The 16,587-nt window shown below is 58.2% G+C and carries 12 protein-coding genes; 7 read left to right on the forward strand and 5 right to left on the reverse strand.

Annotated elements, in window-relative coordinates:
• Positions 1 to 105: 105 nt before the first annotated feature.
• Positions 106 to 567 carry an acetyltransferase gene (locus ABLX76_RS13840; RefSeq protein WP_065883729.1) on the reverse strand — a complete coding sequence of 154 codons (462 nt, stop codon included), beginning with the start codon at positions 565 to 567 and terminating at the stop codon, positions 106 to 108.
• Positions 568 to 723: 156 nt separating this feature from the next.
• Here ABLX76_RS13840 and metA point away from each other — a divergent pair, with 156 nt between their 5' ends.
• From metA to aceK, 4 genes are all read left to right on the forward strand, one after another.
• Positions 724 to 1,653, forward strand: a complete 930-nt coding sequence (gene metA / locus ABLX76_RS13845) for a homoserine O-succinyltransferase (protein ID WP_004146576.1) — start codon at positions 724 to 726, stop codon at positions 1,651 to 1,653.
• A gap of 260 nt (positions 1,654 to 1,913) precedes the next feature.
• On the forward strand, positions 1,914 to 3,515 hold the full coding sequence (gene aceB, locus ABLX76_RS13850; protein WP_023291609.1) for a malate synthase A: 1,602 nt from the start codon (positions 1,914 to 1,916) through the stop codon (positions 3,513 to 3,515).
• Between the two features lie 80 nt (positions 3,516 to 3,595).
• On the forward strand, positions 3,596 to 4,900 hold the full coding sequence (gene aceA / locus ABLX76_RS13855; protein WP_004206828.1) for an isocitrate lyase: 1,305 nt from the start codon (positions 3,596 to 3,598) through the stop codon (positions 4,898 to 4,900).
• Between the two features lie 102 nt (positions 4,901 to 5,002).
• Positions 5,003 to 6,787, forward strand: coding sequence for a bifunctional isocitrate dehydrogenase kinase/phosphatase (aceK, locus tag ABLX76_RS13860; RefSeq protein WP_348874676.1), 1,785 nt, complete (start codon positions 5,003 to 5,005; stop codon positions 6,785 to 6,787).
• A 50-nt stretch (positions 6,788 to 6,837) separates the two neighbouring features.
• Here aceK and iclR read toward each other — a convergent pair whose 3' ends face one another.
• Positions 6,838 to 7,668: a glyoxylate bypass operon transcriptional repressor IclR gene (iclR, locus tag ABLX76_RS13865; RefSeq protein ID WP_004206826.1), complete on the reverse strand. Its 831-nt coding sequence runs from the start codon at positions 7,666 to 7,668 to the stop codon at positions 6,838 to 6,840.
• A gap of 194 nt (positions 7,669 to 7,862) precedes the next feature.
• On the opposite strand from iclR, the gene metH reads away from it, so the two are divergent.
• On the forward strand, positions 7,863 to 11,546 hold the full coding sequence (gene metH, locus ABLX76_RS13870) for a methionine synthase (protein WP_218810459.1): 3,684 nt from the start codon (positions 7,863 to 7,865) through the stop codon (positions 11,544 to 11,546).
• A 129-nt stretch (positions 11,547 to 11,675) separates the two neighbouring features.
• Positions 11,676 to 13,307: a Na/Pi cotransporter family protein gene (locus tag ABLX76_RS13875; protein ID WP_004206824.1), complete on the forward strand. Its 1,632-nt coding sequence runs from the start codon at positions 11,676 to 11,678 to the stop codon at positions 13,305 to 13,307.
• A 112-nt stretch (positions 13,308 to 13,419) separates the two neighbouring features.
• Here ABLX76_RS13875 and pepE read toward each other — a convergent pair whose 3' ends face one another.
• Positions 13,420 to 14,109: a dipeptidase PepE gene (gene pepE / locus ABLX76_RS13880; protein ID WP_048336442.1), complete on the reverse strand. Its 690-nt coding sequence runs from the start codon at positions 14,107 to 14,109 to the stop codon at positions 13,420 to 13,422.
• Between the two features lie 198 nt (positions 14,110 to 14,307).
• On the opposite strand from pepE, the gene rluF reads away from it, so the two are divergent.
• Entirely contained in the window at positions 14,308 to 15,183 is an 876-nt protein-coding gene (gene rluF, locus ABLX76_RS13885) for a 23S rRNA pseudouridine(2604) synthase RluF (protein ID WP_023291614.1), read from the forward strand.
• Here the strand turns inward: rluF and ABLX76_RS13890 are convergent.
• Together ABLX76_RS13890 and panS are read right to left on the reverse strand one after the other, a co-directional pair.
• Positions 15,180 to 15,452, reverse strand: coding sequence for a DUF3811 domain-containing protein (locus ABLX76_RS13890; protein ID WP_004177859.1), 273 nt, complete (start codon positions 15,450 to 15,452; stop codon positions 15,180 to 15,182). The genes rluF and ABLX76_RS13890 overlap by 4 nt on opposite strands.
• Before the next feature lie 116 nt (positions 15,453 to 15,568).
• Positions 15,569 to 16,498, reverse strand: coding sequence for a ketopantoate/pantoate/pantothenate transporter PanS (gene panS, locus ABLX76_RS13895; protein WP_017900130.1), 930 nt, complete (start codon positions 16,496 to 16,498; stop codon positions 15,569 to 15,571).
• Between the last annotated feature and the right edge of the window lie 89 nt (positions 16,499 to 16,587).

Raw genomic sequence — 16,587 nt, forward strand, 5'->3', positions numbered from 1 at the left:
TTGCTGTGTGGGGTATGCCTCCCCGGTGGCGCTGCGCTTACCGGGGCTACGGATCCTCGGCCACCAGCTGGCCGAGGGGACATCAATGCCGCAAAGTTACCGACGTCAATCGTAGTCTGCTTCAGCCTGCTGCTCATGTATCAAATTCAATAACGGATACGGTTGACCCAGATCGTCCGTTTCAGAGCGACCTGTCACTTTGAAACCCATTCTCCGATAAAACCCGACCGCTTGTTCATTCTGCTCATTTACGTTGGTCGTCAGTGTTGGCGTTAACGACAGCGCATGCGCGATCAGCAATCTCCCCACACCGCAGCCGCGGACATCCGGATCGACGAACAGCGCATCCATATGATCTCCGGTCAACAGCATAAAGGCGATCGGCTGGTCCTCCGTGTTAACCGCCACCCACAGCGGAGCCTCCGGTAAAAAGGCACGTACCAGCTCCTCCAGCTCTCTCCGATACGCTTTTGACAGAAAATCGTGCGTGGCGTCGACTGACCGACACCAGATCGCAATCAGTTTATCCCCTTCATCAGGCCGGGAACGGCGGATGCTAATAACCATATTTTCTCCTTTTCTTCATTCTTATATTCTAACTCAATGCGCGCCGTGAAATTTTCTCACCGTGAACATGCAGACTCGACATTCACCCGTTTCCTGGTTATCTTCAGCTATCTGGATGTCTAAACGTTTATACGTATGCTATGAGGTAATAGAGTTATGCCAATTCGGGTGCAGGACGAGCTACCAGCCGTCAATTTCTTGCGCAATGAAAACGTCTTTGTGATGACGACAACGCGTGCAACAACTCAGGAAATCCGCCCCCTGAAGGTGTTAATCCTCAACCTGATGCCGAAGAAAATCGAGACGGAGAATCAGTTCCTGCGTCTGCTGTCAAACTCTCCGCTGCAGGTGGACATCCAGTTATTACGTATCGATGCGCGTGAGTCACGTAATACGCCGGCGGAGCATCTGAATAACTTTTACTGCAATTTCGATGAGATCTGCGATCAGAACTTCGACGGCCTGATCGTCACCGGCGCTCCCTTAGGCCTGGTTGAATTTAATGATGTCGCTTACTGGCCGCAGATCAAACAGGTGCTGGAGTGGGCCAAGGATCACGTCACTTCGACGCTGTTCGTCTGTTGGGCGGTTCAGGCCGCGCTGAATATTCTGTACGGCATTCCCAAGCAGACCCGCGCCGAAAAGATTTCTGGCGTTTATGAACACCATATTCTTCATCCACACGCTTTACTGACCCGCGGTTTCGACGACTCTTTCCTGGCCCCACACTCACGCTATGCTGACTTTCCTGCAGGGCTTATCCGGGATTATACCGATCTCGAGATCCTCGCGGAGACGGAAGAGGGCGATGCGTATCTGTTCGCCAGTAAAGATAAGCGTATAGCCTTTGTCACCGGCCACCCCGAGTACGATGCCAATACCCTGGCAAGTGAATATTTCCGCGATGTGGAAGCCGGTTTGAACCCTGAGATTCCCCACAACTATTTTCCGCAAAACGACCCGCAGAACAAACCGCGCGCCACCTGGCGGAGCCACGGTAATCTGCTGTTCGCTAACTGGCTGAACTATTACGTCTACCAGATTACACCATACGATCTGCGTCATATGAATCCAACGCTGGAGTAATACTCCGCACGAAACGATCCTAAAGCGTTTCAGCACTTTGCCCCTGGCACCTTCGGGTGCCTTTTTTATTTCCGAAATTCACCTCATGGCTGATGATAACTTTAATTTCATTGTTATCAATATGTTAATCTCATTTTAAAATTAAAATGGAAATTGTTTTTGATTTTGAAAATTAATTGAGTAGTCTTAATTGTGCTGAGCGAAAACTGCACAACGATCTTTCGCTCGCTTCCAGCGGATCAACCAAGAGGAGCAGCACAATGACGCAGCAGGCGACAATCACCGATGAACTGGCCTTTAGTCAGCCCTATGGCGAGCAGGAGAAGCAGATCTTAACGCCTGAGGCGGTAGAATTCCTGACGGAACTGGTGAGCCGCTTTACGCCGGCGCGCAATAAACTGCTGGCCGCGCGTCTGCAGCAGCAGCAGGCCATTGACGATGGGCAGCTGCCGGATTTTATTTCGGAAACTGCTTCCATTAGAAATGGCGACTGGACCATTCGCGGTATCCCGGCGGATTTGCAGGATCGCCGCGTTGAAATCACCGGCCCCGTCGAGCGCAAGATGGTCATTAACGCGCTGAATGCTAACGTAAAAGTCTTTATGGCGGACTTTGAGGATTCGCTGGCGCCGGACTGGCGTAAAGTCATTGATGGCCAAATCAACCTACGCGATGCCGTGAACGGGACCATCAGCTACACCAATGAGGCTGGCAAAATCTACCAACTGCAGCCCAATCCCGCTGTGCTGGTATGCCGTGTGCGCGGCCTGCACCTGCCGGAAAAGCATGTGACCTGGCGTAATGAGGCCATTCCCGGCAGTCTTTTCGATTTTGCGCTCTATTTCTTTCATAACTACCAGGCGCTGCTGGCGAAAGGAAGTGGTCCCTACTTCTATCTGCCAAAAACCCAGGCCTGGCAGGAGGCGGCATGGTGGAACGATGTCTTCAGCTTTACTGAAGATCGCTTTGACCTGCCGCGCGGCACCATCAAGGCCACGCTGCTAATTGAAACACTGCCGGCGGTGTTCCAGATGGATGAGATCCTGCATGCGCTGCGCGACCATATCGTCGGCCTGAACTGCGGCCGCTGGGACTATATCTTCAGCTATATCAAGACGCTGAAAAACCATCCTGACCGCGTACTGCCGGACCGCCAGGTGGTGACGATGGATAAACCCTTCCTCAGCGCCTACTCACGGCTGTTGATTAAGACCTGCCACAAACGCGGGGCGTTTGCGATGGGTGGAATGGCGGCCTTTATCCCGAGTAAAGAGGCCGAGCGTAACCGTCAGGTGCTGAATAAAGTCACCGCCGACAAAGAGCTGGAGGCGAACAACGGTCACGATGGCACCTGGATCGCCCATCCTGGGCTGGCGGATACCGCCATGGCGGTGTTTAACCGCGTGCTCGGCGACAAGCCGAATCAGCTCTCGGTGACCCGTAGCGAGGACGCGCCAATTACTGCCGAACAGCTGCTGGCCCCCTGCGAGGGCGAGCGCACGGAAGCCGGGATGCGCGCCAACATCCGCGTGGCGGTGCAGTATATCGAAGCCTGGATCTCCGGCAACGGCTGTGTACCGATTTATGGCCTGATGGAAGACGCCGCGACGGCCGAGATCTCGCGCACCTCTATCTGGCAGTGGATCCATCATCAGAAAACCCTGAACGACGGCACGCCGGTCACGAAAGCGCTGTTCCGCCAGTGGCTGGCGGAAGAGCTGATGGTCATTCAGGAGGAGCTGGGGGAGCACCGCTTCAGCCATGGCCGCTTTGACGATGCGGCGCGGCTGATGGAGCAGATCACCACCTCCGACGAACTGATTGATTTTCTGACATTACCGGGCTACCGCCTGCTGGCCTAATCGCCAGATGGTGTTGTTCGCCATTTAGTCCTTCACCAATGACGCCTGGGGAGCCAGGAAATAATATGGAGCATCTGCACATGAAAACCCGTACCCAACAAATCGAAGAATTAAACAAAGAGTGGACGAACCCGCGCTGGGAAGGGATTACCCGCCCGTACAGCGCGGAAGAGGTGGTGAAATTACGCGGCTCGGTGAACCCGGAATGCACGCTGGCGCAGCTTGGCGCAGCGAAAATGTGGCGTCTGCTGCACGGTGAGGCGAAGAAAGGGTACATCAACAGCCTTGGCGCGCTGACCGGCGGCCAGGCCTTGCAGCAGGCGAAGGCCGGCATCGAAGCCATTTATCTCTCCGGCTGGCAGGTGGCGGCGGATGCTAACCTGGCGTCCAGCATGTACCCGGATCAGTCGCTGTACCCGGCCAACTCGGTACCGGCGGTGGTGGATCGGATCAACAATACCTTCCGCCGCGCCGATCAGATCCAGTGGTCAGCCGGGATTGAGCCGAACGATCCGCGCTTTATCGACTACTTCCTGCCGATTGTGGCGGATGCGGAGGCCGGTTTCGGCGGCGTCCTGAACGCCTTTGAGCTGATGAAATCGATGATTGAAGCCGGTGCAGCGGCTGTTCACTTCGAAGATCAGCTGGCGTCGGTGAAGAAGTGCGGTCATATGGGCGGTAAAGTGCTGGTTCCAACCCAGGAGGCGATACAGAAACTGGTGGCGGCGCGTCTGGCTGCCGACGTGATGGGGGTCCCGACGCTGGTGATCGCCCGTACCGATGCTGACGCTGCTGATTTAATTACCTCAGACTGCGATCCGTACGATCGTGAGTTTATTACCGGAGATCGCACCAGCGAAGGGTTCTTCCGCACCCATGCCGGGATCGAGCAGGCGATCAGCCGCGGGCTGGCTTACGCGCCGTATGCGGACCTGGTGTGGTGTGAAACGTCGAAACCGGATCTCGAGCAGGCGCGTCGCTTTGCCGAAGCCATTCATGCGCGTTTCCCGGGCAAACTGCTGGCCTATAACTGCTCGCCGTCGTTTAACTGGAAGAAAAATCTCGATGATAAAACCATCGCCAGCTTCCAGCAGCAGCTGTCGGACATGGGGTACAAATACCAGTTTATTACTCTCGCCGGGATCCACAGCATGTGGTTCAACATGTTCGACCTCGCCCATGCCTACGCTCAGGGTGAGGGGATGCGCCACTATGTTGAAAAAGTGCAGCAGCCGGAATTCGCCGCCGGGCCGGAAGGCTATACCTTCGTCTCGCATCAGCAGGAGGTGGGCACCGGCTACTTCGACAAGGTCACTACCATTATCCAGGGCGGCGCCTCGTCGGTGACGGCGCTGACCGGCTCGACCGAAGAAGATCAGTTTTGAGCCATGCCCGGTGGCACGACGCTCACCGGGCCTGTGAAGGGATCCAGACCGGATAAGCGAGCGCGCCATCCGGCCTGACGTGGTACCGGATGGGGGAGTTCGATGACGCGTGGTCTGGAATTACTGATTGCCCAAACGATATTGCAGGGATTTGACGCTCAGTATGGGCGTTTTCTCGAAGTGACTTCCGGCGCGCAGCAGCGCTTTGAACAGGCCGACTGGCATGCGGTGCAGCAGGCGATGAAACAGCGGATCCATCTCTATGACCACCATGTGGGTCTGGTGGTGGAGCAGCTGCGCTGCATCACGGAGGGAAAAAGCACGGATGCCGACTTTTTGCTGCGGGTGAAAGCCCACTACACCCGTTTGCTGCCGGATTACCCTCGTTTTGAAATTGCCGAGAGCTTTTTCAATTCGGTCTACTGCCGCCTGTTTGACCACCGCTCGCTGACCCCCGAGCGGCTCTTTATTTTCAGCTCGCAGCCCGAGCGTCCTTTTCGCACCCTTCCGCGCCCGCTGGCGAAAGATTTCTATCCAGAGCGCGGCTGGTCGCACCTGCTGGGTAAAGTGCTGTCCGATCTGCCGCTGCGGCTGCCGTGGCAAAATAAAGCGCGGGATATCGGCTATATCATTGCCAGTCTGCAGGAGGCGCTGGGGGAGGAGCCGCTCGCCACCTGTCATCTACAGGTCGCCAATGAGCTGTTCTATCGCAACAAAGCCGCCTGGCTGGTGGGCAAACTGGTGATGCCGATGACCACGCTGCCCTTCTTGCTGCCGATCCATCGCAGCGACGAGGGCGAGCTGTTTGTCGATACCTGCCTGACCACCCATGCCGAAGCGAGCATCGTTTTTGGCTTCGCGCGTTCCTATTTTATGGTTTATGCGCCCCTGCCCGGCGCTCTGGTGGAATGGCTGCGCGAGATCCTGCCGGGTAAAACCACGGCCGAGCTGTATATGGCGATTGGCTGCCAGAAGCACGCCAAAACCGAAAGCTATCGCGAATATCTGCACTACATCGCTCGCTGCGATGAGCAGTTTATCGAGGCGCCGGGCATTCGCGGGATGGTGATGCTGGTGTTTACCCTGCCGGGGTTTGACCGGGTGTTCAAGGTGATCAAAGACCGCTTCGCGCCGCAGAAGGAGATGACCGCCGCCCACGTGCGCGCCTGCTATCAGCTGGTAAAGGAGCATGACCGCGTCGGGCGGATGGCGGACACGCAGGAGTTTGAAAACTTCGTGCTGGAGAAACGACAAATCGCGCCAGCGCTGCTGGCGCTGCTGCAGGCGGAAGCGGGGAACAAACTGACCGACCTCGGCGACCGGATTGTCATCAGTCATCTGTATATTGAACGGCGAATGGTGCCGCTCAACCTGTGGCTGGAGCAGGTTAACGGCCAGGCGCTGCGCGATGCGGTAGAAGAGTATGGGAATGCTATCCGCCAGCTGGCCGCCGCCAACATCTTTCCCGGCGATATGCTGTTTAAAAACTTCGGCGTCACCCGCCACGGCCGGGTGGTGTTCTACGACTATGATGAAATCTGCTATATGACGGAGGTGAATTTCCGCCAGATCCCGCCGCCGCGCTATCCCGAGGATGAGCTGGCCAGCGAGCCGTGGTACAGCGTCTCGCCGGGGGATGTGTTTCCGGAGGAGTTCCGCCACTGGCTGTGCGCTGACCCGCGCATTGGGCCGCTGTTTGAGGAGATGCATGCCGACCTGCTGCGTGCCGACTACTGGCGCGAACTGCAGACGCGGATTAAAAACGGTCATGTGGAAGATGTCTATGCTTACCGGCGTAAGCAGCGTTTTAGCGTGCGCTATGGCGCCGACAGTAGGCCGGATGAGGCGTTTACGCCGCCATCCGGCAAGGTGCGCCGATCTGCCTGATGGCGCTACGCTTATCAGGCCTACTTAAAATGCCCCTGCGGGGCATTTTTTTATTTAACCCCGCCGTATGCCAGCGTCACTTCCTTCGCCGCTTTGATCACCAGCGCGCCCAGCTCGGTCACCCGATCATCGGTCATGCGTGAGATGGGACCGGAGATGGAGATTGCCGCGAACGGTTCGCGGTGTTCATCATAAATGCAGGCGGCGACGCAGCGCAGGCCGAGCGCGTGCTCCTCGTCATCGAACGAGTAGCCCCGCTTGCGGGTCTGCGCTAAATCTTCCTTCAGATGCAGCGGCGAGACCAGCGTGGCATGCGTATAGGCATGCAGCCCTTTACGGTGCAGCAGGCTGGTCACCTGCTCTTCGCTCAGCTGCGAGAGGAACGCCTTCCCGGCGCCGGAGGCGTGCATCGGCAGTTTTCCGCCGATTGGCGCCGACATACGCATCAGCTGGGTGCACTGCACCTGGTCGATAATGATCGCCTGGTGGTCGCTCTGGTCAAGCACCGCCAGATTCACCGTTTCACCGGAATCCTCCATCAGCTGGCGCAGGATCGGGTGGACAATCGCCAGCAGATTGCGGCTTTGCAGAAAGCTGCTGCCGACCACGAAGGCATGCGCGCCGACGGCCCAGTGGCCCAGCTCGCCGACCTGGCGAACGAAACCCAGCTGCTGCATGGTGGTCAGCAGGCGGTGAGTGGTTGAGTTGGGCAGACCCGCCTGCTGCGCCAGCTCGGTCAGCGCGACGCTGCTGTGGGACTCGGCAATCCATTCGAGCAATTTCAGGCCGCGGGTCAGCGACTGAACCTGACCGCCAGCCTGTTGGGCGGTGGCAGCCGCGGGTTTTCTGCCGCGTTTTGCGGGAACGGGGGTAGTGGCCATCGCGGACTCCTTTTTCTGTATCGTGGAAATGATTTTCGTTTTATTTGGCGATAATGCAATCACAACCGGACTCATCGGAGGAGTGAAGCTGAACATGTCTCATATTGCCCGTTGTTGTCTTTTCCGCTCCGGTGGTTTATGCCAGTATGGTTTGTTGGCTATTTGGCCTGTGTTGAGCGTTGTCGGGAGCAAGTGTGAGCAGCAAAGTTGAGCAACTGCATCAGCAGTTAAAAGAACGTATTCTGGTTCTGGATGGGGGCATGGGCACCATGATCCAGGGCTACCGTCTGAGTGAGCAGGACTTTCGCGGTGAGCGCTTTGCTGACTGGCCGTGCGACCTGAAAGGCAACAACGACCTGCTGGTGCTCAGCAAGCCCGAGGTGATCCGCGAGATCCACGACGCCTACTTCGAGGCCGGCGCGGATATCATTGAGACCAACACCTTTAACTCGACGACCATTGCGATGGCGGATTACCAGATGGAATCCCTGTCGGCAGAGATCAACTTTGCGGCGGCGAAGCTGGCCCGCGCCAGCGCCGACGCCTGGACGGCCCGCACGCCGGAAAAACCGCGCTACGTCGCGGGCGTGCTTGGCCCAACCAACCGCACCGCCTCTATTTCGCCTGATGTGAACGATCCGGCGTTCCGCAATATTACCTTTGACCAGCTGGTGGCTGCCTATCGCGAATCCACCCGGGCGCTGGTGGAAGGCGGCGTGGATCTGATCCTGATTGAAACGGTATTTGACACCCTGAACGCCAAAGCGGCCATCTATGCGGTGAAAGAGGAGCTGGAGGCGCTGGGCGTTGACCTGCCGCTGATGATCTCCGGGACCATTACCGATGCCTCCGGCCGCACGCTGTCCGGGCAGACCACCGAAGCTTTCTATAACTCGCTGCGTCACGCCGAAGCCTTATCGTTTGGTCTGAACTGCGCCCTCGGGCCGGACGAACTGCGCCAGTACGTCCAGGAGCTGTCGCGTATCGCTGAGTGCTACGTTACCGCGCACCCGAACGCTGGCCTGCCCAATGCCTTCGGCGAATACGATCTGGATGCCGATACCATGGCGGCGCAGATCCGCGAATGGGCGGAAGCCGGTTTCCTCAATATCGTCGGCGGCTGCTGCGGCACCACGCCGGAACATATCGCCGCCATGAGCCGCGCGGTGGCCGGCCTGCCGCCGCGCCAGCTGCCGGAGATCCCCGTCGCCTGCCGTCTTTCCGGCCTGGAGCCGCTGAATATCGGCGATGACAGCCTGTTCGTTAACGTCGGCGAACGTACCAACGTTACCGGCTCGGCGAAATTTAAACGCTTAATCAAAGAAGAGAAGTACAGCGAAGCGCTGGACGTGGCGCGTCAGCAGGTGGAAAGCGGCGCGCAGATCATCGATATCAACATGGACGAGGGGATGCTCGACGCCGAAGCGGCGATGACGCGCTTCCTCAACCTGATTGCCGGCGAGCCGGACATTGCCCGCGTGCCGATCATGATCGACTCCTCCAAGTGGGAAGTCATTGAAAAGGGCCTGAAATGCATTCAGGGCAAAGGCATCGTTAACTCGATTTCGATGAAAGAGGGCGTTGAGCCGTTCATCCAGCATGCGAAAAAGGTGCGCCGCTACGGCGCCGCGGTGGTGGTGATGGCCTTTGACGAAGTGGGTCAGGCCGATACCCGCGAACGTAAAATTGAGATTTGCCGTCGCGCCTACAAAATCCTCACCGAAGAGGTCGGCTTCCCGCCAGAAGATATTATCTTTGACCCGAATATCTTCGCGGTGGCGACCGGTATCGAAGAACACAATAACTATGCCCAGGACTTTATCGGCGCCTGCGAAGACATCAAACGCGAGCTGCCGCACGCGCTGATCTCCGGCGGCGTCTCCAACGTCTCCTTCTCTTTCCGCGGCAATGACCCGGTACGTGAGGCGATCCACGCGGTATTCCTCTACTACGCGATCCGTAACGGCATGGATATGGGCATCGTCAACGCCGGCCAGCTGGCGATTTACGACGATCTTCCCGCCGAGTTGCGTGACGCGGTGGAGGACGTGATTCTCAACCGCCGCGATGACAGCACCGAAAGATTGCTCGAGCTGGCGGAAAAATATCGCGGCAGTAAAGTTGACGACGGCGCAAATGCCCAGCAGGCGGAATGGCGCAGCTGGGAGGTGAAAAAACGCCTCGAATATTCGCTGGTGAAGGGCATTACCGAATTTATTGAACAGGACACCGAAGAAGCGCGTCAGCAGGCCGCTCGCCCGATTGAGGTGATCGAAGGGCCGCTGATGGACGGCATGAACGTGGTCGGCGATCTGTTCGGCGAAGGCAAAATGTTCCTGCCGCAGGTGGTGAAATCCGCCCGAGTCATGAAACAGGCGGTGGCCTACCTGGAGCCGTTTATTGAAGCCAGTAAAGAGCAGGGCTCCAGTAACGGCAAAATGGTGATTGCCACGGTAAAAGGCGACGTTCATGACATCGGCAAAAACATCGTCGGCGTGGTGCTGCAGTGCAATAACTACGAAATTATCGATCTTGGCGTGATGGTCCCGGCGGATAAAATTCTCAAAACCGCCAAAGAGGTGAACGCGGATCTCATCGGCCTTTCCGGGTTGATTACCCCGTCGCTCGACGAAATGGTTAACGTGGCGAAAGAGATGGAGCGCCAGGGCTTTACCATCCCGCTGCTGATCGGTGGCGCGACCACCTCTAAAGCGCATACGGCGGTGAAAATCGAGCAGAACTACAGCGGCCCGACCGTTTACGTACAGAACGCTTCGCGCACCGTCGGGGTGGTGGCTGCGCTGCTCTCGGACACGCAGCGCGATGAGTTTGTCGCCCGTACGCGCAAAGAGTATGAAACCGTGCGTATCCAGCATGGGCGTAAAAAACCGCGCACCCCGCCGGTGACCCTGGCCGCCGCACGGGAAAACGATCTGGCCTTTGACTGGGAGAGCTACACTCCGCCGGTGGCCCATCGCCTGGGGATTCAGGAGGTGGAAGCCAGTATCGAGACGCTACGCAACTACATCGACTGGACGCCGTTCTTTATGACCTGGTCGCTGGCGGGCAAATATCCGCGCATTCTGGAAGATGACGTGGTAGGGGAAGAGGCGCAGCGCCTGTTCAAAGACGCTAACGAGCTGCTGGATAAGCTGAGCGCAGAGAAAACCCTCAACCCGCGCGGCGTGGTGGGCCTGTTCCCGGCCAACCGCGTGGGCGACGATATTGAAATCTATCGCGATGAAACCCGCACCCACGTGCTGACGGTGAGCCATCACCTGCGCCAGCAGACGGAGAAGGTCGGCTTCGCCAACTACTGCCTCGCCGACTTTGTGGCGCCGAAGCTGAGCGGCAAAGCGGACTATATCGGCGCCTTCGCCGTCACCGGCGGCCTGGAAGAGGACGCGCTGGCGGAAGCCTATGAAGCGCAGCATGATGACTATAACAAGATCATGATCAAGGCCATCGCCGATCGTCTGGCAGAAGCCTTCGCCGAGTATCTGCACGAGAAAGTGCGCAAGGTCTACTGGGGGTATGCGGCCAATGAGAACCTCAGCAATGAGGAGCTTATTCGCGAGAATTACCAGGGGATCCGTCCGGCGCCGGGGTATCCGGCCTGTCCGGAGCACACCGAAAAAGGCACCATCTGGCAGCTGCTGGACGTCGAAGCCCATACCGGCATGAAGCTCACCGAATCGTTCGCCATGTGGCCGGGGGCATCGGTTTCCGGCTGGTACTTCAGCCATCCTGACAGCAAATACTTCGCCGTGGCGCAGATCCAGCGCGACCAGGTCGAAGACTACGCGCTGCGTAAAGGGATGACCCCGGCGGAAGTCGAGCGCTGGTTAGCCCCTAATCTGGGCTATGATGCGGACTAGTCGTCATCTTTCCTTACAACAAACAAGGCGCTCTGTGAGCGCCTTGTCTCTTTATTGAGGTTAACCCCTTATACTGAGATAGGTTCCAGAACGTCGGAACACCTATAACGATAAGGAGAAGCTGATTCCGTGTTAACTCTGCTACACCTGTTGTCCGCGGTCGCTCTGCTGGTGTGGGGCACGCATATCGTGCGTACCGGGGTGATGCGCGTCTATGGCGCTCGCCTGCGTACCGTTCTCAGTAGCAGCGTAGAGAAAAAGCCGCTCGCCTTCTGCGCGGGTCTTGGCGTGACTGCGCTGGTGCAAAGCAGCAATGCCACCACCATGCTGGTGACCTCGTTTGTCGCCCAGGATTTAGTGGGCCTCACGCCGGCGCTGGTGATGGTGCTGGGGGCCGACGTCGGGACGGCGCTGATGGCGAGGGTGCTGACCTTCGACCTGTCGTGGCTGTCGCCGTTGTTGATATTTATCGGGGTGATTTTCTTCCTCGGCCGTAAGCAGACCCGCGCCGGGCAGCTGGGGCGAGTGGGGATTGGCCTTGGGCTGATCCTGTTGGCCCTGGAGCTGATTGTGCAGGCCGTCCACCCCATTACCCAGGCCAACGGCGTGCAGGTGATTTTTGCCTCGCTGACCGGGGATATTATGCTGGATGCCTTGATTGGCGCCGTATTCGCGATCATCAGCTACTCCAGCCTGGCGGCGGTGCTGCTGACCGCGACGCTGACCGCGGCAGGAGCGATCTCTTTCCCGGTGGCGCTGTGCCTGGTGATTGGCGCAAACCTGGGATCGGGGCTGTTGGCGATGCTCAACAACAGCGCGGCGAACGCGGCGGCGCGCCGGGTGGCGCTGGGCAGCCTGCTGTTTAAGCTGGTGGGGAGCCTGATCATTCTGCCGTTCGTCCATCCGCTGGCGGCGGCGATGCACAAGCTGCCGTTGGCCGAGTCCGAGCTGGTTATCTACTTCCACGTTTTTTACAACCTGCTGCGCTGCATCGCGATGGTGCCTTTTGCCGGGCCGATGGCGAAGCTGTGCCAGCGCATGATCCGCGATGAACCCGAGCTGGATAACCATCTCAAACCCAAGCATCTCGACCCGTCGGCGCTGGACACCCCGGCGCTGGCGCTGGCCAATGCCGCGCGCGAGACGCTGCGCATTGGTGACGCGATGGAGCAAATGCTGGAGAGCCTGCATAAGGTGATGCATGGCGAACCGCGTCAGGAGAAAGAGCTACGCCGCATGGCGGACGATATCAACGTACTCTACACCGCCATTAAGCTCTATCTGGCGCGAATGCCAAAGGATGAGCTGGCGGAAGAGGAGTCCCGGCGTTGGGCGGAAATTATTGAGATGTCGTTAAACCTCGAACAGGCCTCCGATATCGTCGAGCGGATGGGCAGCGAGATCGCTGATAAATCGCTGGCGGCGCGGCGCGCCTTCTCGGTGGAAGGGTTAAAGGAGCTGGACGCCCTGTACGATCTGTTGCTCAGCAACCTGCAGCTGGCGATGTCGGTCTTCTTCTCCAGCGATGTGCCCAGCGCCCGTCGCCTGCGGCGCAGTAAACACCGGTTCCGCATTCTTAACCGCCGCTACTCGCATGCGCACGTTGACCGTCTGCATCAGCAGAACGTGCAGAGTATCGAAACCAGTACGTTGCACCTGGCGCTGCTGGGGGATATGAAGCGCCTGAACAGCCTGTTCTGCTCGGTGGCTTACAGCGTGATGGAGCAACCGGATGAAGACGACGAACGGGATGACTATTGAGACCTTCCCCGGCGGCGCTGCGCTAACCGGGGTTATGCGTTTGGACGTTCCGTTGAGGCAGCCCGGATAAGGCGCAACGCGCCGCTATCCGGGAAACGTTAGCCATACCAGCTCAGAAGCGGTGGCCTGCAGGCAGGGTTACCGCTGCTTCCCCCGCTTTGAACAACAGCGTCGGGTTCGGGCCGCCAAGGGTCGCGTGACCATCGGTGACCTGGATCCAGTTTCCTTCCGGTAAACCAATCACCGTTAATTCCGGCGCCACGACCAGCAGTTCGCGGATACGCTGTTCGCGGGTTTCACCCTGATGCCCGGTCGGCAACGCGTTGGTGAAGTGCGGGTTAATCTGGAGCGGGAACAGCCCCAGCGCATCAAATCCCTGGGGATCGACAATCGGCATATCGTTGGTGGTGCGAATGGTCGGGCAGGCGAGGTTTGAACCTGCGCTCCAGCCGATATACAACGCCCCGCGTTTGACGACATCGACAATCGGCGCCAGCAGCCCGCGGCTGCGGCACTCTTTCAACAGCTGGAAGGTGTTCCCGCCGCCGACGATCACCATCTCGGCGCTTTCAATGGCGGCAATAGGGTCGGCGACGCTGTGGATACCGGTTACGCTGACCGCCATCGGCGCCATAACCGCAGCCACTTTGGCCGTGTAATCATCCCAGGTTTGCGTCACGCCAGCGAAGGGGATGAATACCGCCGTCCGGCGGCCTTTGACCTGACCGGCAATCAGCGGCAGGGCGTGTTCCAGCCAGGCTTTCCCCGGCAGCGTGGAGTTACTGAGTAGTAGCAGTTCCATCTTTTCTTCCTGTTTTAAACCTATTATTGAAGCAGAAATTCTAGCATCGCCCCGATACCGGCGCGCTGATATGGCGCATGATGTGGGTAAGCGGAATGCTGTTCATGAGCCCGACGAAGCCGTTGAATAATGAATAACGCAATCCAGGTTTTTTCTCGCCCGCAAGGTAGGGTATATTTCGCTTTTACAGGAGAATCTATGCTGCCCGACTCATCAACCCGATTAAACAAATACATCAGTGAAAGCGGCATCTGCTCGCGTCGCGAAGCGGACCGCTTTATTGAACAAGGCAACGTCTTTATCAATGGCAAGCGCGCCACGATTGGCGATCAGGTGAAGCCTGGCGACCTGGTCAAAGTTAACGGACGGTTGATTGAGCCGCGCGAAGCGGATGATCTGGTGCTGATTGCGCTGAATAAGCCGGTCGGCATTGTGAGCACCACGGAGGACGGCGAGCGCGACAACATTGTCGATTTCGTCAACCACAGCAAGCGTATCTTCCCTATCGGCCGTCTGGATAAAGACTCCCAGGGGCTGATCTTCCTCACCAATCACGGCGACCTGGTGAATAAGATCCTGCGCGCCGGCAACGACCATGAAAAAGAGTATCTGGTTACGGTCGATAAGCCGGTGACCGATGAGTTCATTCGCGGCATGGGCGCGGGGGTACCGATTCTCGGGACCGTGACCAAAAAATGTAAGGTAAAGAAAGAAGCGCCGTTCGTTTTCCGCATCACTCTGGTGCAGGGGCTGAATCGCCAGATCCGTCGCATGTGCGAGCACTTTGGCTATGAAGTGACGAAGCTTGAGCGTACGCGGATTATGAACGTCAGCCTGACGGGGATCCCGCTGGGTGAGTGGCGCGATCTGACCGATGACGAGCTGATCGATCTGTTCAAGCTGATTGAAAACTCTTCTTCCGAAGCGAAGCCGAAAGCTAAGCCGAAGGCCAAAGCGGCGACCCCCGGCATCAAGCGCCCGGTGGTGAAGATGGAAAATAGCAACGATAAGGGCCGCCCGGCTGGCAACGGCAAACGTTTCACCCAGCCGGGACGTAAAAAGAAAGGGCGTTAACGCCTGCCGCGGGTCGGCGTATTCGCCGACCAGGAAAAGGTCGCTTCCTTATCCGTCTTATAAGCCTGCTGTTTTTTCACCTGGCGGGCTTTCTTCGCTTCCGCTTCACGCTGGGCCATCAGCTTATCGATATATTCCTTTTTCACGCTGTTCGTTTCCGCATTGCTCAGCGGGCGGCCGTGCGCAATGCGCGCGCGGTCAAGCAGCGTTTTCAATTCGCGCTGTTCGCGCTCGGTCATCTCTTTTTGTGTAATACGGGGGAGTGCCATGGTGGTGCCCTCAGTCAGACCAGAGCACCCAGTGTACGGCAATGAATATTTTACTGATAGCCTGTATGGCAACTAAAGCAGGCATACGCCCGGGCCTGCGCCCGGACGTGTCACGCTCAGCGCTTGCTGGCTTTTTTGGCGATGGGCTTCCCTGACCAGTATCCGGCCAGCAGCGAACCGGACAGGTTATGCCAGACGGAGAACAGGGCTCCCGGCAGCGCCGCCAGCGGGCCGAAGTAAATTTTACCCAGCGCGGCCGCCAGGCCGGAGTTCTGCATCCCTACCTCGATCGCCAGCGTACGGCAGGTGGATTCATCAAAACCAAACAGACGTCCGCCCCAGTAGCCGCCGAGCAGGCCAATGGTGTTATGCAGGATCACCGCGATAATCACCACCAGGCCAACGGACGCGATATGGGCCGCGGAACCCGCCACCACCGCGCTGATGATCGCCAGAATGCACACCATCGAGAAAGCGGGGAGGAACGGTTCCACCGCTTTCACCACCTTCGGCAGCAGATGATGGACAATCAGCCCCAGGGCGATGGGGATGACCACAATCTGCAGAATGCTCAGCAACATCCCCATGACGTCGACCTGAATGTGCGCGTCGACGTACAGACGGGTCAGCAGCGGCGTCGCGATGACGCCGACCAGGGTGGAGACCGAGGAGATAGTCACTGACAGGGCCACATCCCCTTTGGCCAGAAAGATCATCACGTTGGAGGCCGTCCCGCTGGCGACGCTGCCCACCAGCACCATCCCGGCGGAGAGCTCCGGCGGCATATGAAACAGCAGCGCCAGCAGCCAGGCGGCGAGCGGCATCACCAGATAGTGCAGAAATATCCCTGCGGCGACCGGCGCCGGACGCGACAGGACGCGTTTGAAATCCGCCAGCTTCAGATGAACCCCCATACCGAACATAATCAGCATCAGCAGGGTGGTAACCCACGGGCCGATCGGGGTGAAGGTGGTGGGGGTGTAATAGGCCAGAACGGAGAGCAGCAGTGCCCATAACGGGAACAGCCGCGTCAGAGTTGCGAGCATGTTGTGTTCCTTGCGATACGCAAACCGGCCGCGCCGTCCCGGTAGGGCGGCGAGCAGGTCAGCTGGTTGTGTTGATGTTGTTATAAAAA

Source organism: Klebsiella sp. JB_Kp004 (assembly GCF_040065795.1).
GTDB classification, from domain to species: Bacteria; Pseudomonadota; Gammaproteobacteria; order Enterobacterales; family Enterobacteriaceae; genus Klebsiella; species Klebsiella quasipneumoniae.

Coding starts and splice junctions, on each gene's coding strand:
- ABLX76_RS13840 (WP_065883729.1), bottom strand. CDS start 567: ATGGTTATTAGCATCCGCCGTTCCCGGCCTGATGAAGGGGATAAACTG.
- metA (WP_004146576.1), top strand. CDS start 724: ATGCCAATTCGGGTGCAGGACGAGCTACCAGCCGTCAATTTCTTGCGC.
- aceB (WP_023291609.1), top strand. CDS start 1,914: ATGACGCAGCAGGCGACAATCACCGATGAACTGGCCTTTAGTCAGCCC.
- aceA (WP_004206828.1), top strand. CDS start 3,596: ATGAAAACCCGTACCCAACAAATCGAAGAATTAAACAAAGAGTGGACG.
- aceK (WP_348874676.1), top strand. CDS start 5,003: ATGACGCGTGGTCTGGAATTACTGATTGCCCAAACGATATTGCAGGGA.
- iclR (WP_004206826.1), bottom strand. CDS start 7,668: ATGGCCACTACCCCCGTTCCCGCAAAACGCGGCAGAAAACCCGCGGCT.
- pepE (WP_048336442.1), bottom strand. CDS start 14,109: ATGGAACTGCTACTACTCAGTAACTCCACGCTGCCGGGGAAAGCCTGG.
- rluF (WP_023291614.1), top strand. CDS start 14,308: ATGCTGCCCGACTCATCAACCCGATTAAACAAATACATCAGTGAAAGC.
- ABLX76_RS13890 (WP_004177859.1), bottom strand. CDS start 15,452: ATGGCACTCCCCCGTATTACACAAAAAGAGATGACCGAGCGCGAACAG.
- panS (WP_017900130.1), bottom strand. CDS start 16,498: ATGCTCGCAACTCTGACGCGGCTGTTCCCGTTATGGGCACTGCTGCTC.